Genomic DNA, 26338 nt, shown 5'->3' with positions numbered 1-26338 from the left:
CCGATAGCAGTGTGTCAGTTATGCATTGGGTGACTGATTCACCGCTATCGGGAGCAAGCCCCCTCCCACAATTTTTATCGCATTCCGTCAGGTCAATCGTTGAACTGGTAGTGCAATTCATTATCCCGGCTGCTGATCCGCACCCCCGCCAGCGCCTTGCCTTCCAACATGCGCGTGAGGAACTCACGGCTCATGTCCGGCAGCAGGCTGTTGGTGAGGATAGTGTCGATCATGCGCCCACCGCTTTCGGTTTCAGTGCAGCGCGAGACGATCAAATCGACCACCGCATCGTCGTAGTCAAAGGCGACTTTGTGGGTGTTCTCCACGCGCTTCTTGATGCGGTTCAGTTGCAGGCGCGTGATCGCCTTGAGCATCTCGTCGCTCAGCGGGTAGTAGGGAATGGTCACCAAACGCCCCAGCAGCGCCGGTGGGAAAATCTCCAGCAACGGCTGGCGCAGGGCCTTGGCGATTTCTTCCGGCTCGGGGATGTTCGCCGGGTCTTTGCAGACGTGGGAGATCAGCTCGGTACCGGCATTGGTGGTCAGCAGGATCAGGGTGTTCTTGAAGTCGATCACCCGGCCCTCACCATCCTCCATCACGCCCTTGTCGAACACCTGGAAGAAGATCTCATGCACGTCCGGGTGAGCTTTTTCCACCTCGTCCAACAGCACCACGCTGTAGGGCTTGCGCCGCACCGCTTCGGTCAGCACGCCGCCTTCGCCGTAGCCGATATAGCCCGGTGGCGCGCCCTTGAGGGTGGACACGGTGTGGGCTTCCTGGAACTCGCTCATGTTGATGGTGATGACGTTCTGCTCGCCGCCGTACATGGCTTCGGCCAGTGCCAGGGCGGTTTCGGTCTTGCCCACACCCGAGGTGCCGGCCAGCATGAACACGCCAATCGGCTTGCTCGGGTTGTCGAGGCCGGCGCGGGAAGTCTGGATGCGCTTGGCGATCATCTGCAGGGCGTGGTCCTGGCCGATGATGCGTTTTTTCAGGTGCTGGTCGAGGTTGAGCACGGTCTCCAGTTCGTTGCGCGCCATGCGGCCCACCGGGATGCCGGTCCAGTCGGCGACCACCGAGGCCACGGCCTGGTAATCCACGGTCGGCAGGATCAGCGGGGTTTCGCCTTGCAGGGCGGTGAGGCGCTGTTGCAGGTCGATCAGTTGCGTGCGGAGTTCATCGCTGCCGCTATCTACGACGCCGGCCTTTTCGCGCAAGGTGGCACGGGTGGCGAGCAGTTCATCCACCAGGGCTTTCTCTTCGGCCCAACGGTTTTCCAGGGTCGCCAGGCGCTCGCGCTCGGTGCTCAACAGGGCTTCGCTGTTGCTCTGGCGCGTACCAATGGCAATGCCGATAGCCTGTTCGCGGGCGATGATTTGCAGTTCGGTTTCCAGCGCTTCGATGCGGCGACGGCTGTCGTCCACTTCGGCGGGCACTGCGTGCAGGCTGATGGCGACACGGGCGCAGGCGGTGTCCAGCAGGCTCACGGACTTGTCCGGCAACTGGCGCGCCGGGATGTAGCGGTGCGACAGCTTCACCGAGGCTTCCAGGGCTTCATCGAGGATCTGCACCTGGTGGTGTTTTTCCATGGTCGAGGCCACGCCGCGCATCATCAGCAGCGCCTTGTCTTCCGACGGTTCGGTAACCTGTACCACCTGGAAGCGGCGGGTCAGCGCCGGGTCTTTTTCGATGTGCTTCTTGTACTCGGCCCAGGTGGTGGCGGCCACGGTACGCAAGGTGCCACGGGCGAGGGCGGGCTTGAGCAGGTTGGCCGCGTCGCCAGTGCCTGCCGTACCACCGGCACCCACCAGGGTATGGGCTTCGTCGATAAACAGGATGATCGGCTTGGGCGAAGCCTGCACGTCTTCAATGACCTGGCGCAGGCGCTGTTCGAACTCGCCCTTCATGCTGGCGCCGGCTTGCAGCAGGCCCACGTCGAGGCTACGCAGTTCCACGTCTTTCAAGGCGGGCGGCACATCACCGGCGACGATGCGCAGGGCGAAACCTTCGACCACGGCGGTCTTGCCCACCCCGGCCTCACCGGTGAGGATCGGGTTGTTCTGGCGCCGACGCATGAGGATGTCTACCAGTTGGCGAATCTCTTCGTCACGGCCGACGATAGGGTCGAGCTTGCCGCTGCGGGCCTGTTCGGTCAGGTCAACGGTGAAGCGCTTGAGCGCTTCCTGCTTGCCCATCGCACTCGGCGCCATCGCACCGCTGGCTTCACCCGGCACTGCTCCAGCATTGAAACCATCGCTGGCGCTCAAGGCATTTTCCGGCGAGTCGCCGACATACTCGTCAAAGCGCTCGCTCAGGGCTTCGGCCTTGATTTTGTCGAATTCGGCGGACAAGCCCAGCAGCGCGTGGCGCAGGCTCGGCGTTTTCAGAATGCCCAGCACCAGGTAACCGGTGCGCACCTGGCTTTCGCCAAACATCAGGCTGCCGTACACCCAGCCACGTTCCACCGCTTCCTCCACGTGGGAGGACAGGTCGGTGATGGAGGTCGAGCCGCGTGGCAGGCGGTCCAGGGCCTCGGTAAGGTCACGGGCCAGGCGCGCCGGTTCCAGGTTGAACTGGCGGATGATGCGGTGCAGGTCCGAGTCCTGCAATTGCAGCAACTGGTGAAACCAGTGGGCCAGCTCCACATACGGATTGCCCCGCAACTTGCAGAACACGGTGGCGGCTTCGATGGCCTTGTAGGCCACGCTGTTGAGTTTGCCGAACAGTGCGGCGCGACTGATTTCACCCATGCTCTGGATTCCTTGAGGTGGTGGCGTGGTCGGCGTAATGCCGGGCCAGGATTAGGTCGTTGGCGTCATGCGCAGGTTGGCCGAGCCAGGTATTGAAACCCAGGCGGAACTGGCCGTTGAGTTGCAGTGCCGGAACTTCGGGTTGTTGCAAAACCAGGTTCAGGTCCCAGTCCAGTTCATGGCCCAGGTACTCGGCAACCCAGGCCACCAGTTCGTTGAACGGTTGATGACCAGGCAGCATCCCCATGTAGTCGTCCAGCTTGAGCGGGCCCAGGCGAATGCGGAATTTATGCTGGCGGTCCCACACAAAGCGACCCAGGCAAAAGTCCACGCCCAACTGGTTGGCGCTCACACCAACGCGGCTGCGCTCGGGCAATTCCAGCCATTGGCCGACATATTCTTCGATCGCTACCGGCAGGCCGAAATACTCGCCGAGGATCGCCTTCAAACCGTCCGGGTAGCGGGTTTGCGCCGACAGGTGGCCGCTGTAGTGCAGCTTGGCAGTATCGGCAATCAACCCCTGATTGAGCAGGCTCGGCATACCCCGCCCACTCAGGGCGGCGAGGCGTGCGGACCAGTAGTCATCGTCCGGCCGGTCGTGGCTGACCGTCGGACGTGCCTCGGCCCAGGCTCGGTAGAACAGCGTCAGCAAGCGATGGTGGAACACATCCAGGAACTGCTTGCTGGTGCTGTCGGCGTTATTGCGCTGACGCTCGCGCACGTACTCGGTGATATGCAGCGGCAGCGGGCCGTTGGGGCCGCCGAGACCGAAGAAGAACTGCTCCAGGCGCGCCGGCTTGCCGTCGCCGCCGGGGTCGACCGACGCCAGCGTCGCCGGCGCGAAGGTGCAATCGGCCTGTTGCCCGAGGCGCAACGGGTCATCCGCCAGGCGCAGGGAATGGCCCAGGCGCGGCAGGTCCGGCGATTCGCACTCGATACGTCGCAGCGCCTGGAAGAAGTCATATTCCCAGGGCTCCTGATGCATCGCATCCAGGGTACTCACAGGGTCGGACGCCGTCCGGGCTTGGCTTTCCATCGCATGATCTCGCCGCGTTCGGTGGTACGGATCACCGTTTCGGTAAAGCTGTTGATCGACACATAACGTGCCAGGAAGCGCTCCAACACCGCACCGAGTAGAAACACACCGGTGCCGCGAAACGCGTTTTCATCGAATTGCAGGGTGATTTCCAGGCCGCGGCCAAACACGATCGGCCCGGGCATCGGCAGGCGCCGGGTCACCGCCTTGCTGCTGACTTCGCGCAAGCCTTCGATCTGCAATTGCAGGGCGGCGTCGTTGCTGTCGCCGTACAGGCGCAATAACTCACGCAGGGCGCCGGCACCTTGGCCCTGTTCGCTCAAAGACAGGTAATTGAGCGACAGCTGGCTGATCAGGCGCCAGGCCTTGGCATCATGGGCATGGCTGGCACGTGGGCGGCTGGGGCCTGCGACGCAACGCACAGAAAGCACCGGGGCGCTGTCGGCCAGGGTGAAATCGGTCTTGCCATTGCCCACGCTCATGAACAGCGGCAAGTCGCGGTTGGTGCACAGCGCCGTGACGCCCAACTGGCGCAAGTCATGGCCGTAAGGCGCCTGGCGGCTGTCCACCAGGCTGACGAAGGTTTCGCTGCCCACGTAGGTGGAGCGCGGACCGTTGCGGCGCTGGTCGCTGGACAGCACGCGTGGCTCGCGGCGCACCGTGTAGTAAGCCTGGTCACGGCCATAACGCGACGGATCACGCACTGCATAGAAGGGTAAAAACGGCTGCTCCGGCCCGGTGCCGTGGCCAGTGATGCCGCTCAACGAGTGAATCTCGAAATCCATCGGCCGCGTGCGGTCGGCGATCACGTGGTGTTCGTTGACCCGGTCAGACAAGTGGATGCGGTCTACACGTTTTGGGAACAGGTTGATCGCGGGGGTGCAGAAGGGCAAAAACTGCGCTGCGCCAACGCTGCCTTCCAGGCTCGGTTCGTGGCGGTCGAACAGCACGATCAGTTCCAGCTCCTGGCCGTCGCAACGCTTGACCGCCCGGCCCAGCTCGGCGAACTCGACGAACAGGAAGCGGTGGGGCAGGGCGAAGTATTCCTGCAACAACCGGTAGCCCTGGAACGCCCGCGCCACTACCGGCATCGCCGCGTCGGCATCGTCAAACCCACGGGAGCGCAACGCGTCTTGGGGCAAACGCTCAACCCAATCGCCGCCGGGTTTGCGTGCAAACACCGCGCAGGCATTGCCCAGCAGTTGTTCGTAGAGGCGGAATGGTTGCTCGTCGGCACCACTGAGGTACAGCGGCAGGTTATCCAGCTCAAGGCCGCTGAACGGCAATTCGGCGCCGGTGCGCAAGGTCAGGCGCAACCCCGCTTTGGCTTTCGGCTCGCTGGCGGCCAGGCGACCGAGCACGGCGGCGGGGTTGCCGAAGTATTCGGCGTGACTGACCTGCAAGGGCCACAGCGTCACCGGATGTGCGGTGCGGTACTCGCAGCAGGTCTGGGTTTCGCGGCCCAGGGCGGCGCGCAATACCGTGTCGCGGGGCAGGGGGAAACCGCTGGCCAGGGAGCCTTCATCCGGGTCGGTCTGCAATTGCACCACGGTCATCGACGGGGTAGGCGCCAGGTAGTGCGGGTAGGCGATTTCCAGCAGGTTGTGGGTGAAGGTCGGGTACTCGGCGTCGAGCTTGAGCTGCACCCGGGCCGTGAGGTAGGCAAAGCCTTCAAGCAAGCGTTCGACGTAGGGGTCGGCGCAGTCCATACCGGACAGGGTCAGCCGACTGGCGATCTTCGGGTATTCCTTGGCGAACTCGGCGGCGCTTTCGCGCACGTGGTGCAGTTCCTGGTTGTACAGCTCCAGCAGGCGCGGATTCATGGGCGTCTCCGCTGGTCGGCATTGACCACGCGTACGTGGCCGGACTCCAGGTCCAGGTCGGTTTGCAGCAGCAGGCGCAACGGCACTGGCTGCGCCCACAGGTCACCCTCGATCTCGAAACTCAGGGCGTTGTGGTTCATCTCGCCATGGCCGACACGGGCTTTGACCCGCAGGGTGTGGCGCAGGATGCGTGGCTCGAAGGTGGCGATGGCCTGGTAGATCAGGGCTTCCAGGGCCTTGATGTCGACGCTGGAAACGCTGTTGCCCGCCAGTGCCGGCAGGCCGTAATTGACCACCGAGGTACCGGCCGGGGTGTGCAGCGTCGCATCGGCATCAAGTAACGAGGTGGTGTTGAGCAGCCACGCCAGGTCACGCAGTACCGAGGCTTTCAATTGGGTCAGGGATAGCACGCGTTTGTCGGCGCTTTCCTTGGGATTGGTCGGGTCGTCGTCGGTCAGCCGGTCCAGCAGGGACGGTTGCAGACGGTCGCGGGAAGCGATTTCAGTTACCACCAAAGCAGCTCCACGGACGGGTTGCGAGAGAGACAAGATGCCTGTGGCCGTGGCGCGGGGTCACGGCCACAGGGGCTATCAGCGCTTGGTGTTGGAACGGATGTTCCAGCCAAACTTGATCGCGCCGCCGTCTTTGGTGCCGTCGGCTTTCTGCGGCTGGTAGTCGACCATCACTTGGGCGAAGTTCAGGGTCACGTTCTCGGTCAGGCGATCATCGGTGCCCGAGCCGCCGGTGCTCAGGGAGGTGACCAGCACTTCTTCCAGGTTGATCACCATATACTCGACCTGGCTTTCGCCACCGGCCTTGCGCACGGTCAGCTTGACCTTGTCGATGTGCTTGCCGCTGGCGCAGTGCATCATCAGGTTGGGCGAAGCCTTGTCGACGTACTTGGTCAGCGACAGGTCCTGGATATTCACCTTGCCCGCACCGCCGCCACCGCCAACGTGCATGTTGCCGGACTGGGCCATGCCCCAGCTCCAGTTCAACACGTCGATTTCGTCCTTGTGGGCCTTGTCCATGGACTCGCCCTTGATGTCGCCGATCTTGATGAAAATATCAACAGCCATGTTTTCTCCCTGTGTGGTCTCAGCCACGATATTGGGTTACCGCCAATGGGGCAGTGCTTTTCTGGGGGGCTGGCTTGCCTGCGATAGCATCACCGCGGTCTGGCTGGCAGACCGCGTCGCCTGCATCGCGGGCAAGCCCGGCTCCCACAGAAGAACCGGTTCAACAGTTACTTATGCGCTCTTGGCAGAAGGCAGCTTCGATACCAGTCGCAACGACACCGTCAGCCCTTCAAGCTGGTAGTGCGGGCGCAGGTAGAACTTGGAGTTGTAATACCCCGGGTTGCCTTCGACTTCTTCCACGATCACTTCGGCAGCCGCCAATGGGTGCTGGGCCTTGGTGGTTTCGGTGGAGTGCGCAGGGTCGCCGTCGACGTAGTTGAGGATCCAGTCCTGCAACCAGCGCTGCATCTCGTCCTTCTCTTTGAAGGAGCCGACCTTGTCGCGCACGATGCACTTCAAGTAGTGGGCGAAACGGCAGGTGGCAAACAGGTACGGCAGGCGCGCGGCCAGGTTGGCGTTGGCGGTGGCGTCTGGGTCGTCGTATTCGGCCGGTTTCTGCAACGACTGTGCGCCGATGAACGCGGCGAAGTCGGTGTTTTTCTTGTGCAGCAGCGGCATGAAACCGTTCTTCGCCAGTTCCGCTTCACGGCGGTCGCTGATGGCGATTTCGGTCGGGCACTTCATGTCCACACCACCGTCATCGGTAGGGAAGGTGTGGGCCGGCAGGTTTTCCACTTCACCGCCAGACTCGATACCACGGATGCGCGAGCACCAGCCGTAGTGCTTGAACGAGCGGTTGATGTTCACCGCCATCGCGTAGGCGGCGTTGGCCCAGGTGTACTTGGAGCTGTCGGCGCCGTCGGTGTTTTCTTCGAAGGCGAAGGCTTCCACTGGGTCGGTCTTTGCGCCATACGGCAGGCGCGCCAGGAAGCGCGGCATGGTCAGGCCGATGTAGCGCGAGTCTTCCGATTCACGCAGCGAGCGCCAGCCGGCGTATTCCGGGGTGGTGAAAATCTTGGTCAGGTCGCGTGGGTTCGACAGTTCCTGCCAGGAGCCCATGCCCATCACGGTTGGCGATGCGGCCGCGATGAACGGCGAGTGCATGGCGGCGCAGACTTTCGACAGCTCGCCCAGCAGTTCCACGTCGGGTGGCGACTGGTCGAAGTAGTAATCGCCCACCAGGCAGCCGTAGGGTTCGCCGCCGAACTGGCCGTATTCTTCTTCGTACATCTTCTTGAAGATCGGGCTCTGGTCCCACGCGGTGCCCTTGAATTTCTTCAGGGTCTTGTGCAGCTCCGGCTTGGAAATGTTGAGCACGCGAATCTTCAGTTGCTCATCGCTCTCGGTGTTGTTGACCAGATAGTGCAGGCCACGCCAGGCGCTTTCCAACTGTTGGAAATCCTGGTGGTGGATGATCTGGTTGACTTGGGCGGTGAGCTTGGCGTCGATGGCGGCGATGATCGATTCGATCGACTTGATCGCATCGTTGGACACCAAGTCGGTTTGCGCCAGGGCTTGTTCAGCCAGGGTGCGCACCGCGGTTTCCACGGCTTCGCGGGCACGCTCGGTCTTGGGTTTGAATTCTTGCAGCAGCAGGTTGGCGAACTCGCTGGCTTCTTCGGTGGCACCCAGGATCTGGCTGCCTTCGCGGGCGGTATTGTCAGTCATGATTACTGCTCCCCTGCAGGCTTGGGCGCGCTGGCAAGTGCCTGAAGCAGTGCCGGGTCCTTGATCGCCTTCATGATGATTTCTTCAGCGCCGGTCTTGCCGTCCATGTAGGTCAGCAGGTTGGCCAACTGAGTGCGGGCTTCGAGCAACTGGTTCAGCGAGTCAACCTTGCGCGCCACGGCGGCCGGGCTGAAGTCGTCCATGCTTTCGAAGGTGATATCCAGGCTCAGGTTGCCTTCGCCGGTCAGCTCGTTGGGTACGTGGAACGCCACGCGTGGCTGCATGGCCTTGAGGCGTGAGTCGAAGTTGTCGACGTCCACTTCAAGGAACTTGCGGTCGGCCACGGGTGCCAGCGGCTCGGCGGGCTTGCCGGCGAGGTCGGCCATCACACCCATTACGAAGGGCAGCTGGACCTTTTTCTCGGCGCCGTAGAGCTCGACGTCGTACTCGATCTGCACTCGAGGCGCACGGTTGCGCGCGATGAATTTCTGAGAACTTTGCTTCGCCACGTTGCTGCTCCTGGTCGCTTGAGCGACGGTGTTGTTACTGCACGGTCCGGCGGCTTACTCGCTGTCCGGGCCGCGCAGGTTTTCAAATTGGGACATGCCGTCGGGAATCAGATTGCGCACGATGGCCGCGAAGTCGGCGTGCACCAGATTTTTCGCTCGGTTCAACAACACCGGCAGCGGGCTCGAAGGCTCGTGTCGGGTGTAGTACGCAAGGATCTTGTCGAGGCTGCGCAACACGTCATCGCGAGTAGCGATGTCGCCCGTCGGGCGCGGGGCTGCGGGTGCGGCGGCGAAATCGACCGAGGGGGCATTGTCTTCACTGACTGCCTCGGGTTCGCTGCTGCTGTCGGTGCCGGGCACCGCTTGATTGAGTATTTGCAGGGCCTGCTTGAGCGGCTGCTTCAAGGCGCTGAGGTCCACGCCCTGGGCGGAACCGACCTGGTCATTGACCTGTTGCTCGATGGCTTCGCAGGCCGTACGCGCTGCGATCAACGCGTCGCGGGTGGCTTGCAGCAGCTCGGGGTCGCTGTCGAGGAATGCAGCGTTGAGCTGCTGGTTGCCCAGTTGCTCATCGGCAAAACTCTGCAGGCCGCTGGCGTTGAGCGCGGCGCGCAGGCTCACGGGCCCGAAGGTGCGTGAGCGTGTCAGGATGCTTTCGCGCAACAGGCGAATATTGGTGTCGCAGGTCAGGCCGGTCAGGGCGTTGATGCGCACGGTGGGGTCGTTGTCGTCGTCGGCATCCAGGCGCGGATGCACGTCGGCCCAGTATTCGCGCAGCAAGGCGTTGATCAGGACAAGGACTTCAGCCAGCCCGGCCACGCCCTGCAAGGCGAGGGAACTTTGCAGCAGGAAATGAGTGATGCGCAGGTCTTTGCTGCGCTGCAACAGGTCGAGGCTCTGCTGCTGGATGCTGCGCCACTCCGGCGGCTCGGCGGGCAGGATCGAGTCGCCCATGCTGCGCTCGGGCTGGCCCTTGGCATCACGTTCCAGTTGCAGAAATTGCGCGTCATATTCCATGTCTTCGCCACAGGGCGAAGTTGCAGAAACGGCGGTGAGCAGCAACGGCACATCCACTGAGTTCGATCTCCTTATCAGCCCGCTGGAAGGCGGGCAACGCATGCATTAGTTGCGCAATGAACTGTGCATGTTTTCTTGGTCATACAATCAGAGTGCCACTACTGCGCCATCACTGATGTTCAAGAAGTTGTGCATTTTTGGTGTAGTAGTTATGCCTTGTCAAGGTAAGCTATTCGCCCTCTGTGACAGATGTGCGGTGTTTAACAACCTGTGCGACTGGCGGGTCGAAAGGCGCGCCCATGGAGGATTTTTGTCATGCAAGCCAGTTAAGATCAGCGATCATGCTGGTAAAAGCAGATTTTGGCGGTCGTTTTCGCGACCGCGGGCAAATCTTCAGGGAAGCGTGGCCCGTTGGGTAGACCGCGCGCGATGCATCAGCAAGGAGGCAAGATGTCGCTGTGTTTGACTATCACTAGTTATCACAAGATTACCCCAGGGCAATGCGCTGAAAAGTCCATGGATCAGGGCAGGATAGCTATTGGTCGCAGTTCGGATAATGACTGGGTATTGCCTGATCCTGAGCGTCTCGTCTCCTCCCAGCATTGCGTTATTCAATACAAAGATGGCCGTTATTACTTAACCGATAACAGCACCAATGGTGTGGAGTTGGTCAAGGCCGGTATTCGTATGCGCCGGGGTAACAGCGAGCCGCTGCAAGATGGCGAGTTGATCCGCATCGGCGATTACGAAATCCAGGCGCGCATCGACTTCAACGTGCAAGCCGTCGACAGCCAACCGTTTGCCGGTGAGTCGCCAAACAGCTTCGAAGCGCTGATGGGCGCTGTGGCGAGTCCGCCTGCGCCTACGCCGATGATCGCACCGCAATTCCACGGCGCCTCGTCGATGGAAACCCTGCCAGACCTGTTCGACTTCCTCAGCCCCACCGCCGTGCCGCCGCCCACTGTGGCGGACCATGTGCCATCCGAACAACACGATTTCCGCCCGCCGGCTCCGGTTGCTGTACCGATAGTCGAGAAACCGGTGGTGCAAGGCGCTGTCATTCCTGAAGACTGGGACCTGTTTGGCGACGTGCCTGCGCCCGCGCCCGTCGCCAATGCCGCGCCTGCCCCGGCGCCGATTGCCCCAGCACCGATTGCTCCGCCGCCCGTGGTCGAGCCGGTTGCGCTGGCCGTGGCAGACGCTGCGCAACCTACCGACCTCTTGCAAGCCTTCCTGCGTGGTGCCGGTCTCGACCAGTTGCGCCTGGACCAAGCCGACGCCAGCGCCCAGATGGAAAGCATCGGCCGCAGCTACCGGCTGATGGTCGAGGGCCTGATCGACGTATTGCGCGCCCGGGCCAGCCTCAAGGGCGAGTTCCGTATGCAGCAGACGATGATCCGCCCCGCTGAAAACAACCCGTTGAAATTCGCCCCGAATGCCGACGAAGCGTTACTGCTGCTGCTTCGTCATGGCAACCAGGCGTTTATGGCGCCGGACATCGCGGTACGGGACAGTTTCGATGACCTGCGCGCCCACCAGTTGGCCGTGATGGCTGGCGTGGAAGCGGCGATCAAACACCTGCTCGCGCGCTTTGAACCGGCGCAGTTGGAGGAACGCATGGGCAAGCCCGGTGGCCTTTCGAGCATTTTCAACGGCTCGCGCCAGGCCCAGTACTGGCAGCAGTTTACCGAGCTCTACAGCAACATTTCGCGCGAGGCCCAGGAGGATTTCCAGGACCTGTTCGGTCGCGAATTCAGCCGGGCCTACGAAGAGCACAGCGCACGACAGCGACGCTAAAGCGCGTCGCACTTATGGATAAAACGGATAGCTAAACACGTCATTGAGGACGCAGGATGATTCCCAGGTTTTTACTCGCAGCCGCTACCGCGCTGCTGCTGACCGCGTGTGCAAACGACGCGGCCAAACCCGAAGCGGCTGCCGACACGCAAGCCAACAGCGCCGCCGTCGAGTTGCATTTCCACGCGATCGCCGGGCTCAACCCCGGCGCCAATGGCCAGGCTGCGCCGGTGCGGGTGCGTATTTTCGAACTGAAAAACGCCGCGACCTTTTCCCGCTCCGATTACTTCGCCCTGGCTGACCGTGCGCAATCCACCCTCGGCCTCGACCTGCTGGACCAGGATGAAGTGGTGGTGCAACCCGGCCAGCAACTGAGCATTCAGCGCGACCTCAACCCGGCCACGCGCCAGATCGGCGTGCTGGTGGGCTATCGCGAGTTGGACCGCGCGCAATGGCGCGCCGTGATCAACGTAGCGCCGCGCCAATCCAGCGAATACCAGATCAGCCTCGATGTGCGTGCCGTGCGCGCCGACGTCGTGGTTTCCCCCTCCAGCCCAGCCCAATAACAAGCAATCGGAGCCCCCATGTCCTGGAACAATCGCGTGGTCTGGTCGGAAGGCATGTTCATCGCAACGCAGCACTTCCAGCAGCATGACCGTTACCTGGAAAACCTGATCGACGCGCGCAGCCGTCCGTTGTCGGCAGGGGCCTGGGGTTTTTCCGAGTTGCTGATCGACCAGGGCCTGCTGGCCCAGGGCAAACTGGCGATCGTATCGGCCCGCGGCCTGTTGCCCGATGGCACGCCCTTCAATATCCCCCAGGATGACCTGGCGCCGAGCCCGTTGAGTATCGACGACAACCTGCGCGACGGCTTGGTGTACCTGGCCCTGCCGCTCAAGCGTGCCGGTGCGCGTGACACGGTTGAGGAAGGCGAAGCCCTGGAAGCTGCGCGTTATGTCAGCCAGGTGCGTGAAGTGCGCGATGACAACGCGCCGTTCGAAAACCGCGCCCCGGTAGCTGTGGGGTCGCGGGCATTGCGCCTGCTGACGGCGCAGGACGGCATCAGCGACTATGCCGCCATTGGCCTGGTACGCATCAAGGAAAAACGCGCCGACCGTGCACTGGTGCTCGACGACACCTACATCCCGCCGGTGCTGAATGTGACCGCAAGCAAACCGCTGACTGCGTTTCGCAGTGAACTGCTCGGCCTGCTGCACCAGCGTGGCGAAGCCCTGGCGGGGCGCGTGGTGGCCTCCGGCGCTGGCGGCGCTTCGGAGATTGCCGACTTCATGCTGCTGCAGCTGGTCAATCGCGCCCAGCCGCTGATCCAGCATTTGAGCCAGTTGAGCCCGCTGCACCCGGAGCGCTTCTTCAGCGAACTGGTGAGCCTGGCCGGTGAGTTTTCGACCTTCTCCACTTCAGGTCGCCGCCCGCAGGAATACCCGCAATACCAGCACGATGACTTGGCGCTGAGCTTCACTCCGGTGATGGCGGCCCTGCGTGAAGCGCTGTCGATGCTGATCGACAGCAAGGCCACGCCGATCCCGATTGTGGAGAAGGCCTACGGTATCCACGTGGCGATGCTGGCCGACAAGACCCTGCTCGACAACGCCAGTTTCATCCTCGTGGTGCGTGCCGATGTGCCCGGCGAAACCCTGCGCGCACGCTTTGGCCAGCAGAGCAAAGTCGGTTCGGTGGAGCACATTCGCGACATGGTCAACCTGCAACTGCCAGGCATTGGCTTGCTGCCGTTACCGGTGGCGCCGCGCCAATTGCCGTACCACGCCGGTAGTACCTACTACGAGCTGGACCGAGGCAGCGAGCACTGGCAGCAGTTGAGCAATTCCGGCGGCTTTGCCTTCCATATCGCCGGGCAGTTCCCGGGTTTGAACCTGGCCTTCTGGGCGATCCGAGGATAATCCGCGATGCACCCCAATGATGATGACCGCACCCAGTTCATGCCGCGCCCGGGTGGCCGAGCGCCGGAGCCTGCACGCGCAGAACCGACGCCGCTGTCGATGCCGGCTGCGCCGATCCTCACCGGCAAAAGCCAGGGCCTCAACCCGCTGGAAAGCGCCGCCGGCCCTTTACTGGCGTTGCTGACGCGGCTGCGCAACACCATCGCCCACCCGGCGCCAGCCAGCCTGCGGGCGCAGTTGTTGGCCTATCTGCGTCAGTTCGAAGAACGCGCCGAAGCGGCTGGTGTGGCGCGCAACGAAGTGCTGCTGGCCCGTTACGCGCTGTGCACCGCCCTGGATGAAGCGGTGTTGAGCACGCCGTGGGGCAGCACCAGTGATTGGGGCAAGCAAAGCCTGCTGATCACCGTGCACAACGAAGCCTGGGGCGGTGAAAAGGTCTTCCAGTTGCTCGACCACTGCCTGCAAAGCCCACGGGAACGCCTGTACCTGTTGGAGCTGTTGTACCTGTGCATGTGCCTGGGTTTCGAAGGCCGCTACCGCGTGATGACCGACGGTCGCAGCCAATTGGAAGCCTTGCGCGAGCGCACCGCCGCAGCGATTCGCAGTGCCCGTGGTGAACACGAGCGTGAGCTGTCGCCGCACTGGCGCGGCGTGACCGTGGCCCGTGATCGCCTGGCGCAGTTCATGCCACCGTGGATCGCCGTGGCGATCGGCGTGGCGCTGCTGCTGGCGTTGCTGTTTGGCCTGCGCATGAAACTGGCCTCGGACGCCGAGCCAGTGTTTAAAAACATTCATGCACTGGGCGAGATCCCGGTGCAGGCCATCGACCGTCCGGTGGCGCAGCCAAAAGTGATCGAGCGGCCGCGCCTGGCCGGCTTCCTGGCCGAAGACATCAAGGCCGGTCGCGTGGCCGTGGAAGACAAGGTTGACCGTTCGGTGGTGACCATTCGTGGCGATGAGCTGTTCGCCTCCGCCAGCTCCAGCATTGTCGATGCTTACCAGCCGCTGATGCTGCGCATCGCTGATGCCATTCGCAAGGTCAAGGGCCAGGTGCGTGTCACCGGCCATAGCGACAACCGCCCGATCGCCACGCTGCGCTTCCCGTCGAACTGGGCGCTGTCCGAAGCCCGGGCCAAGTCGGTGCTGGAGATCCTCGCGGCCAAGACCGGCCAGGCTGATCGCTTCAGCGCCGAAGGCCGTAGCGACACCGAGCCGCTGGCGAGCAACGGTACTGCCGAAGGCCGTGCCCGCAATCGTCGGGTTGAAATCACCGTACTGGCGGAGGGCGTCGAGTGAAGGCGTTTTTCAGTTTCATGATTCGCTGGGTAATCCCCGTTCTGGGCCTGATTGCCCTGAGCCTGATCATCTGGTTTGTCGGGCCGTTGCTCGACGTGTTGATGCCCGAGGGGCGACGCTGGGCGTTGATCATCCTGGTATTTGCGCTGTGGCTTGCCTACCGCGTGTTCCGCATCATCCAGGCCCGCCGCCAGGCTGCCGAAGTGATGCGCAGCCTGGCCGCCGAAACCCCGGCTGATCCCAACAGTGTTGCCACTGCCGAAGAGTTGTCCACCCTGCGCCAGCGCATGGACGAAGCCCTGACGCTGCTGAAAAAAGCCAAGCTGGGCGGTGACGAACGCCGCAACCTTTACGAGCTGCCGTGGTACGTGATCATTGGCCCGCCGGGTTCGGGCAAGACCACCGCACTGGTCAATTCCGGATTGCACTTTCCGCTGGCGGCGCAGTTGGGCGCCGGTGCCGTGCGCGGCGTGGGTGGTACGCGTAACTGCGACTGGTGGTTTACCGATCAGGCCGTTTTGCTTGACACCGCGGGCCGCTACACCACCCAGGACAGCAACTCGACGGTGGATAAAGCCGCGTGGCTGGGCTTTCTTGACCTGCTGAAAAAGCAACGTTCGCGCCGACCCATCGATGGTGCGTTTATCGCCATCAGCCTGTCGGATTTGCTGCTGGGTACAGACGCCGAGCGCGCCGCCCATGCCGCCGCGATTCGCCTGCGTATCCAGGAGCTGTACACCCAGTTGGGCGTGCGTTTCCCCATCTACCTGATGCTGACCAAGCTCGACCTGGTGCCGGGCTTCATGGAGTTCTTCGACAACCTGAGCAAGGAAGAGCGCGCCCAGGTGTGGGGCATGACCTTTGCCCTGGACGACGGCAAAAATAGCGACAGCCCGTTGGCGCACCTGCAAAGCGAATTCGCCGGGCTGGAGCAGCGCCTCAACGAACGCCTGGTCGAGCGTCTGCAACAGGAGCGCGACCCGGCACGCCGCGACCTGATCTACGGTTTCCCGCAGCAGTTCGGCGCGTTGAAGGACTGTCTGCAAAGCTTCCTTGAAGGTGTGTTCAAGCCCAACGCCTTTGAAGAGCGCGTGTTGCTGCGTGGCGTGTATTTCACCAGCGGCACCCAGGAAGGCAGCCCGATTGACCGCCTGATCGGCGCCATGGCCCAGAGCATGAACCTGGACCGCCAGCACCTGGCGCGCCAGAGCGGCACCGGGCGCAGTTACTTCATCGAAAAACTCTTCACCGCAGTGGCTTTCGCCGAGCGTGGCTTGGTGGGGGTGAACCCGAAAATCGAACGGCGCCGCAAGTGGATTGCACGTGGTGTGCTGGCGGCCACCGTAGCGCTGGTCGTGGTGGTCAGCAGCCTGTGGTGGGTGAGTTATCGCGCCAACCAGGCGTATATCGCCCAGGTCGACCAGAAAGTTGCGCCCCTGGGCCAGACCGTGCAGAACCTGAGCCCGGCACAACGAGAAGTGCTCGCGGTGCTACCACTGCTGAACGCGGTGAAGAACCTCGCGGGGGATTCGCCGAGCTGGTCCGAAGGGCTGGGGCTGTATCAGGGCGATATGCTTGAAGCCGAATCCGCCAGTGTCTACCGCAAGCTGTTGATCGCCGTGTTCGCGCCACGCTTGGTGACGCGCATCGAAGAGCAACTGCACGGCGGCGGTAACTCCGACTTTCTCTACGAGGGCCTCAAGGCCTACCTGATGCTCGCCGACACCGAGCATTACGATCCGGACTTTATCAAGGCCTGGATCGCCCTGGACTGGGATCGCAACCTGCCCCGCGACCTTCCGGCCGATCAGCGTCAGGCGCTGGCCGGGCACTTGCAAGCGCTGTTCGAACGGCACCCGCCGAGCGCCCGCCTGGACCCGCGCCTGATCGATGACCTGCGACGCCAGTTGCAGCAACTGCCGGTGGCCCAGCGCGTGTATGACCGGGTCAAGCGCCAGAAACTGCCCGAAGGCATCCCGGACTTTCGTCTCAACGAAGCCGCTGGGCGTGACGCCGCGCTGGTGTTCAGCCGCAAAAGCGGCAAGCCGTTGGGTGAGCCGTTGAGTGGATTCTTCACTGCCAAGGGCTATCGTCAGGCGTTCTTGCTGAGCAGCCTGAACCAGACCGGCACCCTGGCCGAGGAACAATGGGTGCTGGGCCACGAGCAGGCCGATCAGCAGAACGTGGTGAGTCTGGCCGCGGATGTGCGTCGTTTGTACTTCCAGGACTACCAGCGCCAGTGGGATGCGCTGCTCGCCGACATCGACTTTGTGCCGATCACCAGCGTGGCCCAGGCCGCCGACGTGCTGCGGGTGATTTCCGGCCCGACCTCGCCGCTGAAAAAGCTGCTGGTGGCGGTCGCCAGGGAAACCGATCTGCAAGCCGAAGAGCGCCAGTTGGCTGCCAAGGGTGTACCGGTGGAAGGTGGCGTCGACAAGCTCAAGGAGCGCCTTGGCAGCTTGCTTGGCCAGGAGCAACCGACGGCGAATGCCCCGGCGGCGTCGGAGGATCCGGTGACCGCGCACTTTGCCGAACTCAACAGCATCGTCAGCAAAAACGAAGGCGAACCGGCGGCCATCGACGGCCTGCTGTCGGACATGAATGCGCTGTATGTGCAGGTCAGCGCCATGGTCGGTGCCAGCGGCGATGCCTTGCTCGGTGAGGCCAAGAACCAGGCGGCGGCTGCGGCCACGCGGGTCAGCCTGAATGCCGAGCGCCAGCCGCCGCTGGTGCAGGGCATGGTCAAGTCGGTGGTCAATTCCACCACCAACAGCATGATGGGCGGGGTGCGTAACCAGCTGAACGCGGCCTGGGTCAGCGAAGTGGTCAACGTGTATCGCCAGTCGTTGGCCGGTCGCTACCCGATTTCGCCGGGCAGTGCGCGGGACGCCACCCTGGATGACTTCGGCCAGTTCTTCGGCGTGGGCGGGGTGATGGATAACTACTTCCGCAAATACTTGCAGCCCTATGTGGATACATCGGCACAGACCTGGCGCTGGCAACCGGGCGCGGCGCAGAAGCTGGGGATTGCCCCGGGCGTGCTGCAAACCTTCCAGCGGGCGGCGACAATTCGCGATGCGTTCTTCAGGTCCGGGGGCACCCAGCCTATCGTGCGTTTCGAGCTCAAGCCGGTGTCGATGGACCCGACCATCACCCAGTTTCTGCTTGATCTGGATGGCCAGCAGTTGAGCTACGACCACGGCCCGAGCCGCCCGGTAGCGATGCAATGGCCGAACCCTGGCAGCATCGGCGTGGTGCGTATTTCCATCATGCCGCCGTCGGCCAGTGGTCGCTCCGGTATCACGCTGGACGGCCCGTGGGCCTGGTTCCGTCTGCTGGAGCAATCGGACCTCACCGCGGGCAACTCGCCGGACCGCTTCAACCTGCGCCTGCGGGTTGATGGTGCGAGCATCGCCTACGAGCTGCGCGCCAACAGTGCCTTCAACCCGTTCAGAAGCCGCGTGCTCAGCGGTTTCAGCCTGCCGGAGCGGCTATGACGACTGTGGGTTTCTACGGCAAGTTGGCCAGTCGCGGGGACTTTGTCAGCCGCGCCTTGCCCCAGAGCTTTATCGGCCCATGGGACAGCTGGCTGGCGGCGGGTTTGCTCGCCAGCCAGAACAGCCTGGGCGGTGACTGGCTCAACGTGTATCTGGTCAGCCCGTTGTGGCGCTTCGTACTGGCGCCAGGCGTATGCGGGCCTGATGCCGCGGCGGGCGTGGTGATGCCGAGCATTGATCGGGTCGGGCGGTATTTTCCGCTGGCCGTGGTCACCTTGCTGGATCACGACACCAACCCCGCCTCCCTGGTGGGCGGGCCGGACACCTGGTTCGAGCAGGCCGAAGAGCTGTTGCTCAGCACCCTGGACAGTGGCGCTACCTTCGAAAGTTTCAACGCGGGGATCGACGCCCTGGGCATTCCTGCGAGTGAGCCGCGTGCGGTCGACAGCCGTTTCGCCGGCCTGCAGCGCGTGGCCGCTACGGTGCCCCATCAGCGCATGACCGCACTGGCCGAACAGGCGTGCGAGGGCGCGAGCCTGTGGTGGGGCCGTGGTTCGCAACGTATTTCACCTGGTTTATTACGGTGCCAGGGCTTGCCTGCCGCCAATGATTTTGCGCAGTTTTTGCTCGGACAAGAAGGTGTGGTGTAGATGGGCGCGACGTACAAATCCGCGAGCAAAAGCCATGTGGGCATGGTTCGCCAAGTCAACGAAGATGCCTTTCTGGACCTGCCGGAAAACCGCCTGTGGGTGGTGGCCGATGGCATGGGCGGGCACGCCGCGGGGGACTATGTCAGCAGCTTGATCGTCGACAGCCTGCGCCATGTACCGCTGGGCCGCTCCCTCGACGAATACACCGCGGCGCTGCGCAATGATCTGCTGCGCATCAACACCGCTGTACGCGAAGAAACCGCCAACCGTGGCGTGACCATGATGGGCAGTACGGTGGTGGTATTCGCCGCCCGCGGCTTGCGCGGTGTGTGCCTGTGGGCCGGCGACAGTCGCTTGTATCGCCTGCGTGACGGCGTGCTGGAAAGCATCTCCCGCGACCACAGCTACGTGCAGGACCTGCAAGACAGCGGCTTGCTCAGCGAAGCTGACGCCCGCACTCATCCGCGCTCCAATATCGTCACCCGCGCTGTCGGCGTGGAAGCGCAACTGGACGTGGCGTCGGTTGAACTGTTGATCGCTCCCGGCGACAGCTACCTGTTGTGCAGCGACGGCCTGAACAAGACCGTCGAAGACCGCGAAATCCGCGACGTGCTCAGCCATGACGCACCGGATGAAATCGTGCGCAGCCTGGTACACCTGGGGCTCAATCGCGGCGCACCGGACAACATCACCACCCTCGTCGTGAAGGTCTCGTCATGAACATTGTCATTCCAGGTTATGACATCGAAGGCGAGATCGGCGAAGGCGCCATGGCCAGCGTGTACCTGGCGACTCAGCGTTCGCTGGAGCGCAAGGTAGCGTTGAAGGTGATGGCCGCGGCGCTGGCGGCAGATCCGAGTTTCTGCGAGCGCTTCCTGCGCGAGGGCAAGACCCTGGCGCGCCTTTCGCACCCGCACACGGTGACCATCCATGACATCGGCAACGTCGGTGAGCTGTATTACATGGCCATGGAATACCTGCCTAACGGCACGCTCAAGGAGCGCATCGCTGCCGGCCTGACGCCGGAGCAGGGGGTGACGCTGATCCGCCAGATCGCCTCGGCGCTGGGTTATGCCCATGCCCAGGGGTTGGTGCATCGCGACGTCAAGCCGGCGAATATTCTGTTCCGCGCCGATGGCACTGCAGTACTTTCCGACTTTGGTATCGCCAAGTCGCTGGACGACCGCACCCAATTCACCCAGGCCGGGTTTGCCGTGGGTACACCCAGCTACATGAGCCCCGAGCAGGCGCGGGGTCAGGAGATCGACGGGCGCGCCGATCTCTACGCACTCGGTGTGGTGCTGTACGAAATCCTCGTCGGCAAGCTGCCCTACAGCGGCACCGATGCGCTTTCCACTGCGCTGGCGCACCTGACTGAGCCGTTGCCGGAATTGCCTGTGCATCACGGGCGTTACCAGGGTGTGCTGCGCAAGTTGTTGGCCAAAGACCCGGCGCAGCGTTATCCGGATGCGGCAGCGTTGTTGTTGGCGCTGGATCAACTGCCGGCGGATGAATCGGACGCCACGCTGGTACGGCCGCTGCCGATTCCATTGAGCTTTGATCTGGCGGGCATGACCCCTGTCACCATCGACATTCCGACTGATAAGCCGCAGCCGCAGCCAATAGTGCGCCAACCGGTGGTTACGCCGACGCAGCACAGTGCCCCGTCCGAGCAGCGCCGTGGTCCGGTATTGGCCTTGGCCGCCGTGGCGGTCGCCGTCGCGTTGGCCATTGGTGGCGCCAGCTACTGGTGGTTGAGTGGCAGCGATGAACCGGCTCAGCCGCCAGCCGCCGTGGTGCCCACGGTGACGCCACCGGTGGCTGTCGCTGCAGTGGATGGCGGTCAACGCCCGTTGCTGATGGCGGGCAAGAAGACCCTGTTCCAGCGCGTACTCAGCAAGCCCGGCGCCCAGCTTTCAGCAGACGCGGGCAGCACGCCGGGTAGGGCGTTGCCGGCGTTTTCCGTGCTCTACGTGTACCAGCGCAAGGAAGTGGATGGCAGCCCGTGGGTACGCGTGGGCGCCGCCACCGATGGGCGCAGCGACGGTTGGTTGCCGGCCGCCCAGGTCAGCGACTGGAAACAAAGCCTGGTGCTCAAGTTCACCGAGCGCTCGGGGCGTGCGCCTGTGATGTTCCTGCGCCAATCCGGCGAGGTGGAGAAACTGTTGGCCGATCCTGCCGCCGCGAAAAGCGTGCTGGCCAAGGCGCAGAGCAACCGTGAAGACAACCAGCAAGTGCTGGCCCTGGAGCCGACTGCCAGCGCGGTGCCGCAAAACCAGTTCTACCTGTTGCCGATTTTCGACTCAAAAGAGAGCTTCGATGAAAACGGCCAGCCGGTGCAGTTGCTCAACGTGGCCTCCATCGACCCAGGCCGCAGCGCGGCTGCCACACCGGCGACCCCGACACTCAGCGCCAATGCCGATGCATTCCGCACCGCCGTGGTGCTGGTGGTGGATACCACGGTGTCGATGCAGCCCTACATCGACCAGATCCGCGACGTCGTACACGAGTTGCAAACCCGTATCGCCGAGCGCGGCGAACTGGACAGCGTCAGCTTCGGCCTGGTCGGCTTTCGCAGCAGCATCAAGAAAACCCCTGGCCTTGAGTACGTCGCCAAGACCCTGATCAGCCTCGACCAGGGGCGCGATCCGCAGCGCTTCCTCGATATGGCGCGCCAGGTCAAAGCCTCAACCGTCTCCAGCCATTCCTTCAACGAAGATGCGTTTGCCGGGGTGATGCAGGCGGTGGATGGCATGGACTGGTCGGGCTATGGCGGGCGCATCATCCTGCTGGTCACCGACGCGGGTGCGCTGCGCAAGAACGACCCGTTCGCCGCTACCCAGATGAACGAAGCCGAAGTGCGACAGGCCGCACTCGGCAAGCAGATCAAGATCTACGCGCTGCATCTGCGCACCGATGTCGGCAAGAAAACCCACGCCGGTGCCGAGAGCCAGTACCGCATCCTTACCGCCGACGCCAACCCGCAGATCGGTGACCTGTACACGCCAGTGCCGGGAGGCGATGTGCGCAAGCTGGGTGAGCGCGTCGATGAGATCGGTACAGTGTTCGCCGACCTGGTGCATCAGGTGCGCAACAACACGCCGCAACCGGTGCCGCTGCTCGGTTCGGCGCCAAGCCTGGCGGACAAATCCACCGCGGTCGGCTATGCCATGCACATGGACTTCCTCGGGCGCAAAACCGCCAGCCAGGCGCCGCAACTGGTCAGCGCCTGGACCGCCGACCGCGACCTGACCAACCCGGCACTGCCAGCGTTCCAGGTGTGCGTGATGCTGACCAAGCTGCAACTCAATGACCTGCAACAGTCGCTGAAGTTGATCGTGGATGCGGCGCGCAAAACCCAAAGCTCGCCCAAGGATTTCTTCCAGGAAATCGCCAGCGCCTCGGCCTACATGAGCCGAGACCCCCAAGCCCTGCGCAAGGGCGGTAACCTGGCCGACGGCGGTCTGCTCGGTGAATACCTGGAGGGCCTGCCGTACCGCAGCAAGTCGCTGAACATGACCCAGGATTTGTGGTTGTCGTTGAGCGTGGCCGAGCAGGAAGACTTTATCGACGAGTTGGATTCGAAAATCCGCCTGTATGAAACCTTCCATAACGACGTGGCCAACTGGGTCCGTTTCGGCGATGCCGAACCGGGTGATGCGTTGTACCGCGTGCCGCTGTCGACGCTGCCGTAATGTTGAACCTGAGCGCAGTGCACAAGAGCCGGGGCGTTGGTAGCCAGCGCTACAGCCTGGTGATTCCGGCGTTGCACCTGCAAGCGGGCGAACAACTGGCGATTGTCGGCCCCAGTGGTTGCGGCAAAAGCACGTTGCTGGATCTGCTGGCGCTGGTATTGGCGCCGGATCAGGTCGGGCAGTTTGCGTTCAACCAGCAGGACATCGGCGCGCTGTGGCGTGCCGACCGGCAATCCGCCCTGGCCGCGTTGCGCAGCCAGCACTTGGGCTATGTGCCGCAAACCGGTGGGCTGCTGGGGTTTCTGGATGTGCGCGGCAATATCGCTTTGTCCCGGCAATTGCTGGGCTTGAAGGACGACGGCAGCGTGGCGCGTCTGGCCGAGCAGTTGCAGGTCAGCGATCAGTTGGCCAAGCGCCCGGCGGCGTTGTCGGTGGGCCAGCGCCAGCGCGTGAGTTGTGCCCGCGCCCTGGCCCATGCGCCGCAACTGGTGCTGGCGGATGAGCCGACCGCTTCCCTCGACCCGCTCAACGCCGAGCGGGTGATGCAGGCGCTGCTGGCCCGGGCCCGTGAACAGCGGGCGGCCTGTGTGATCGCCACCCATGACGAACCCCTGGCCCGCGCCAGTGGCTTGCAGGTGCGGCGTATCGATTGCCGTCGCGATGCTGACGGCGGCGTCACCGCAACCCTCGGGGAGGCGTGCTGATGCGCATCGGTCTGCTTGCCTCACTCGCCTGGCAGGACTATCGCAACGACGGTTGGCTGTCGGCCTGTTCGGTGCTGGCGCTGGTAGCGGTTATCGCGCCATTGCTGGTGTTATTCGGCCTGAAATTTGGACTGGTTAGCAGTTTGACCGAACGCTTGGAGACCGATCCGGCTACCCGTGAAATTATCCCGTTGGGCGGTGGCCGATTCAGCGCAGCGTTTATCGAGCAGTTGGGGCAGCGCAGCGATGTGGCGTTTGCTTTGCCGCGCACACGGCAGATTGCGGCAACGGCCCAAGTGGGCGCGCTGACCCTGGAAATGTTGCCAACCGCAGCGGGTGATCCGTTGTTGGCAGGCTTACCGATGCCTCACGGTTTGGATCAGATTGTGCTCAGCCATACCGCTGCCGAAAAGCTTGCGGCAAGGCCCGGTGACTGGCTGGAAACCAGCTTTGCGCGGCAAGTGGCGGGGCGCGTCGAGGCCCAGCGCACGCGGTTGCAAGTGCTGGCGGTGTTGCCGTTGGAAGCCTTTGCCCGTGATGGACTGTTGACTGATTTAGCGTTGCTGGAAGCGGCGGAAGATTATCGCGATGGCCGTGCGGTGCCGGCGTTGCATTGGGACGGCGAGGTGGCGGGCGTGAGCGAACAGCGTATCTATCCGGCGTTTCGCCTGTATGCGCGCAGCCTCAGTGATGTGGAACCGCTGCGGGTGTATTTCGCCGGGCAGAACCTGCTGGTGTCGACCCAGGCGCACACTATCGCCCAAGTGCAGTCGTTGAGCCGCAACCTGTCGATTGTATTCTGGATCATCGCCGGGTTGGCCCTGGCCGGAGCCTTTGCGGCGATATTTGCCGGCGCGTTGGCGGCGGTCGCGCGCAAGCGGCGGGAATTGTCAGTGTTGCGCCTGCTGGGGTTTTCCACCGGCGCGCTGTTGCTGTTCGTGCTGTTGCAGGCGCTGTACAGCGCCGGTTTTGCGGGCTTGCTCAGTGTGGGGCTCTATGGCCTGGCCGAAGCGGGTTTGAATCAACTCTTCGTGCAGGTGCCGGGCGAGTACGCCAGCCATCTGTTGGCGCGTCACTACGGCCTGGCCCTGGCTGCCGTGCTCGGCGTCAGCGCCGTGGCGGCGGCCTGTGGGGGGTGGCGGGTGGCGCGTATCCAGGCTTCTGAAGGAATCAGAGATGTATAAGTTACTGGGCGCCTGCGTGGCGCTGAGCCTGGCCTCGCTGGCCTGGGCGGATGAGGCAAGCGACAAGCTCGACAACCCGAAACCGTTGCCGGATGACGTGAGCTTGCCGCTGCCGTGCGAAGGCAACATGGTGTTCCGCTATGCCTACGTGCTGGCCCAGGGCACCCTGGATGACCGCGAAGTCAGCCTCGGCTACCCCTTTGCCGAAGGCGAGGCCGGTTACCAGCAGTCGTTTATTTCCGGTTATCGCCGCGACTTCATCAACGGCCAGTTCACCCTCAAGGACTTGCCCAAGGCCTGGAACAAGGTCATCGCGCCGCTGATGCCCAAGACCGACGCCAAGACCCCACTCAAGCCCATGCTGTACTTCATCGGCAAGTACGAAGTGACTGCACGCCAATATGCCCAGGTGATGGGCCAGGCGCAGTCCCTGGCCAACGGTGAACCGGCACCGGCGTGTGACGCGCCCACCGGCATGGCCGGGCGGTTGCCCAAGGTTAAGCTGTCGCGTTTTGAAGCCGAGCGTTTTTCGGCGGTGTACAGCGCCTGGCTGATGAAGTACCACCGCGAGTTGTTGCCGGTGAGCGGGCGCGGTTCGTCAGCCGAAGACGGCGGCCTGGGCTTTGTGCGCCTGCCTACCGAGGTTGAGTGGGAATACGCCGCACGCGGCGGCCAGGCGGTGAGCCGTCAGGACCTGGAAAGCCGCTTGTATCCACGGCGCGCCGAGGGCAGCGAAAGCGATGGCCCGCTGGCTGATTACGCGGTGTTCAACCAGGTCGCCGGCGGCACCGGTCAGGCGGCACGGCTGATGCCCATCGGCACCAAATTGCCCAACCCCATCGGCCTGTTCGACGTGATCGGCAACGCTGCGGAAATGGTCCAGGAATCGTTCCAGCTGGTACATGCCGGCCGACGCCAGGGCACCTATGGCGGCTTTGTGGTCAAGGGCGGCAATTATCTGGAAGGCGAGGGCACCTTGTTTACCGGTATGCGCCGCGAATACCCATTGTTTGCAGCCGATGGCACCGAGCAAAGCAACGAGACCACCGGCTTTCGCGTGGCGATCGGCGCGTTGTCGGCGCCGCGTTCGCGCTACAAGGAGTTGTTTGCCCAATGGCAGAAGGAAGGCCGCCTCGCTGCGCTGACCGACGCCATCGACGACGCCCAGGACCCGACCAAGCGCCTGGACAGCATCATCGCCGCCAGCGTCGACCCCAAGCTGCAAGCCGAGCTGGGCCTGGTCAACGAAGAGCTCAAGCGCAACGTTTCGCTGATTGCCCAGCAGCGCGAAGAGGCCGCGGGCAACCTGATCCAGTCGGCGGCGTTGGTGGCCGAGACCATCAGCAACTACAACATTCGCCTGGCCAACCTGCAGAAGAGTCGCCAGCAGGCCGTCGACAGCAAGGACGAAGCCAGCGCGCAGCTGTTCGCCACCGCCATTGCCAATGGACGCAGCGCCCTCGACGGCGCGGTGGCGATTTATATCGACAACCTGGCCACCGGCACGCGCTACACCGATGCGGTGATCCAGGCGCAGTTTCAACGGGTCAAGGAAGAGTTGGATCGCAAGCCAGTGCTCGGCAAGAGCCTGGTGACGCGCGCGACACTGTTCGTTCGCCATGTCGGCAACTACCGCAAGCAACAGCGGGCCGACCCGGCAACGATCTTGAAGGAATTGCTCGCAGCGAGCGGTCAGCGGTCTTGATCGTTGGCT

General features: G+C 63.2%; 19 protein-coding genes. 11 read left to right on the top strand and 8 right to left on the bottom strand.

Translation table 11 applies throughout. The features are described from left to right. Positions 1-92: 92 nt before the first annotated feature. The 8 genes from tssH to tssA form a co-directional block, all read right to left on the bottom strand. A complete protein-coding gene (tssH, locus tag FW800_RS12640; protein WP_446437745.1) occupies positions 93-2750 on the bottom strand; it encodes a type VI secretion system ATPase TssH in 2658 nt (885 codons plus the stop codon). Further along, positions 2743-3786 carry a type VI secretion system baseplate subunit TssG gene (tssG, locus tag FW800_RS12635; RefSeq protein WP_078822644.1) on the bottom strand — a complete coding sequence of 348 codons (1044 nt, stop codon included), beginning with the start codon at positions 3784-3786 and terminating at the stop codon, positions 2743-2745. Before tssG ends, tssH begins: the two co-directional genes overlap by 8 nt. After that, positions 3750-5609 (bottom strand): type VI secretion system baseplate subunit TssF, encoded by a 1860-nt coding sequence (tssF, locus tag FW800_RS12630; protein WP_446437744.1) that lies wholly within the window; start codon positions 5607-5609, stop codon positions 3750-3752. Before tssF ends, tssG begins: the two co-directional genes overlap by 37 nt. Next, a complete protein-coding gene (gene tssE, locus FW800_RS12625) occupies positions 5606-6121 on the bottom strand; it encodes a type VI secretion system baseplate subunit TssE (protein WP_005792513.1) in 516 nt (171 codons plus the stop codon). Before tssE ends, tssF begins: the two co-directional genes overlap by 4 nt. A 78-nt stretch (positions 6122-6199) precedes the next feature. Beyond that, positions 6200-6688: an Hcp family type VI secretion system effector gene (locus tag FW800_RS12620; RefSeq protein WP_005792512.1), complete on the bottom strand. Its 489-nt coding sequence runs from the start codon at positions 6686-6688 to the stop codon at positions 6200-6202. 171 nt (positions 6689-6859) lie between these two features. Then, complete coding sequence (gene tssC, locus FW800_RS12615) at positions 6860-8356, bottom strand: type VI secretion system contractile sheath large subunit (RefSeq protein WP_005792511.1); 1497 nt, start codon at positions 8354-8356, stop codon at positions 6860-6862. Positions 8357-8358: 2 nt separating this feature from the next. Beyond that, positions 8359-8865, bottom strand: a complete 507-nt coding sequence (gene tssB / locus FW800_RS12610) for a type VI secretion system contractile sheath small subunit (RefSeq protein ID WP_003195557.1) — start codon at positions 8863-8865, stop codon at positions 8359-8361. Between the two features lie 54 nt (positions 8866-8919). Next, on the bottom strand, positions 8920-9939 hold the full coding sequence (gene tssA, locus FW800_RS12605) for a type VI secretion system protein TssA (protein WP_032878693.1): 1020 nt from the start codon (positions 9937-9939) through the stop codon (positions 8920-8922). 393 nt (positions 9940-10332) lie between these two features. Here tssA and tagH point away from each other — a divergent pair, with 393 nt between their 5' ends. The 11 genes from tagH to FW800_RS12550 are packed head-to-tail and all read left to right on the top strand — an operon-like array spanning position 10333 to position 26329. Next, entirely contained in the window at positions 10333-11679 is a 1347-nt protein-coding gene (tagH, locus tag FW800_RS12600) for a type VI secretion system-associated FHA domain protein TagH (protein ID WP_216090487.1), read from the top strand. Positions 11680-11735: 56 nt separating this feature from the next. Beyond that, positions 11736-12245: a type VI secretion system lipoprotein TssJ gene (tssJ, locus tag FW800_RS12595; protein WP_005792508.1), complete on the top strand. Its 510-nt coding sequence runs from the start codon at positions 11736-11738 to the stop codon at positions 12243-12245. An 18-nt stretch (positions 12246-12263) separates the two neighbouring features. Next, positions 12264-13598, top strand: a complete 1335-nt coding sequence (tssK, locus tag FW800_RS12590; protein WP_005792507.1) for a type VI secretion system baseplate subunit TssK — start codon at positions 12264-12266, stop codon at positions 13596-13598. Positions 13599-13604: 6 nt separating this feature from the next. Beyond that, positions 13605-14894: a DotU family type VI secretion system protein gene (locus FW800_RS12585; protein ID WP_078822642.1), complete on the top strand. Its 1290-nt coding sequence runs from the start codon at positions 13605-13607 to the stop codon at positions 14892-14894. Beyond that, positions 14891-18391 (top strand): type VI secretion system membrane subunit TssM, encoded by a 3501-nt coding sequence (gene tssM / locus FW800_RS12580; protein ID WP_446437743.1) that lies wholly within the window; start codon positions 14891-14893, stop codon positions 18389-18391. The genes FW800_RS12585 and tssM overlap by 4 nt, the downstream gene beginning before the upstream one ends. Then, positions 18388-19041: a type VI secretion system-associated protein TagF gene (gene tagF / locus FW800_RS12575; protein WP_148853789.1), complete on the top strand. Its 654-nt coding sequence runs from the start codon at positions 18388-18390 to the stop codon at positions 19039-19041. Before tssM ends, tagF begins: the two co-directional genes overlap by 4 nt. Further along, positions 19042-19761 carry a PP2C family protein-serine/threonine phosphatase gene (locus tag FW800_RS12570; protein WP_005792503.1) on the top strand — a complete coding sequence of 240 codons (720 nt, stop codon included), beginning with the start codon at positions 19042-19044 and terminating at the stop codon, positions 19759-19761. Further along, positions 19758-22736: a serine/threonine-protein kinase gene (locus FW800_RS12565; RefSeq protein WP_446437742.1), complete on the top strand. Its 2979-nt coding sequence runs from the start codon at positions 19758-19760 to the stop codon at positions 22734-22736. Before FW800_RS12570 ends, FW800_RS12565 begins: the two co-directional genes overlap by 4 nt. Then, positions 22736-23440: an ABC transporter ATP-binding protein gene (locus FW800_RS12560; protein WP_446437741.1), complete on the top strand. Its 705-nt coding sequence runs from the start codon at positions 22736-22738 to the stop codon at positions 23438-23440. Before FW800_RS12565 ends, FW800_RS12560 begins: the two co-directional genes overlap by 1 nt. Further along, the gene (locus FW800_RS12555) at positions 23440-24624 is read left to right on the top strand and encodes a hypothetical protein (RefSeq protein WP_005792500.1); all 1185 of its coding nucleotides are present in this window, start codon (positions 23440-23442) and stop codon (positions 24622-24624) included. The genes FW800_RS12560 and FW800_RS12555 overlap by 1 nt, the downstream gene beginning before the upstream one ends. Further along, positions 24617-26329, top strand: coding sequence for a formylglycine-generating enzyme family protein (locus tag FW800_RS12550; protein WP_446437740.1), 1713 nt, complete (start codon positions 24617-24619; stop codon positions 26327-26329). The genes FW800_RS12555 and FW800_RS12550 overlap by 8 nt, the downstream gene beginning before the upstream one ends. Positions 26330-26338 lie beyond the last annotated feature (9 nt).

The sequence above is a fragment of the Pseudomonas sp. 910_23 genome, from assembly GCF_052850795.1.
Note: the sequence above shows the minus strand (reverse complement) of the source record. Positions and strands in the feature narration are given on the sequence as shown.

Bases quoted from the DNA above. Each gene is read 5' to 3' on its own strand.
- FW800_RS12550 (WP_446437740.1), top strand. From the start codon at position 24,617: ATGTATAAGTTACTGGGCGCCTGCGTGGCGCTGAGCCTGGCCTCGCTG.
- FW800_RS12555 (WP_005792500.1), top strand. From the start codon at position 23,440: ATGCGCATCGGTCTGCTTGCCTCACTCGCCTGGCAGGACTATCGCAAC.
- FW800_RS12570 (WP_005792503.1), top strand. From the start codon at position 19,042: ATGGGCGCGACGTACAAATCCGCGAGCAAAAGCCATGTGGGCATGGTT.
- tssC (WP_005792511.1), bottom strand. From the start codon at position 8,356: ATGACTGACAATACCGCCCGCGAAGGCAGCCAGATCCTGGGTGCCACC.
- tssK (WP_005792507.1), top strand. From the start codon at position 12,264: ATGTCCTGGAACAATCGCGTGGTCTGGTCGGAAGGCATGTTCATCGCA.
- FW800_RS12560 (WP_446437741.1), top strand. From the start codon at position 22,736: ATGTTGAACCTGAGCGCAGTGCACAAGAGCCGGGGCGTTGGTAGCCAG.
- tagH (WP_216090487.1), top strand. From the start codon at position 10,333: ATGTCGCTGTGTTTGACTATCACTAGTTATCACAAGATTACCCCAGGG.
- tssG (WP_078822644.1), bottom strand. From the start codon at position 3,786: ATGGAAAGCCAAGCCCGGACGGCGTCCGACCCTGTGAGTACCCTGGAT.
- FW800_RS12565 (WP_446437742.1), top strand. From the start codon at position 19,758: ATGAACATTGTCATTCCAGGTTATGACATCGAAGGCGAGATCGGCGAA.
- tssH (WP_446437745.1), bottom strand. From the start codon at position 2,750: ATGGGTGAAATCAGTCGCGCCGCACTGTTCGGCAAACTCAACAGCGTG.
- FW800_RS12585 (WP_078822642.1), top strand. From the start codon at position 13,605: ATGCACCCCAATGATGATGACCGCACCCAGTTCATGCCGCGCCCGGGT.
- FW800_RS12620 (WP_005792512.1), bottom strand. From the start codon at position 6,688: ATGGCTGTTGATATTTTCATCAAGATCGGCGACATCAAGGGCGAGTCC.
- tagF (WP_148853789.1), top strand. From the start codon at position 18,388: ATGACGACTGTGGGTTTCTACGGCAAGTTGGCCAGTCGCGGGGACTTT.
- tssJ (WP_005792508.1), top strand. From the start codon at position 11,736: ATGATTCCCAGGTTTTTACTCGCAGCCGCTACCGCGCTGCTGCTGACC.
- tssF (WP_446437744.1), bottom strand. From the start codon at position 5,609: ATGAATCCGCGCCTGCTGGAGCTGTACAACCAGGAACTGCACCACGTG.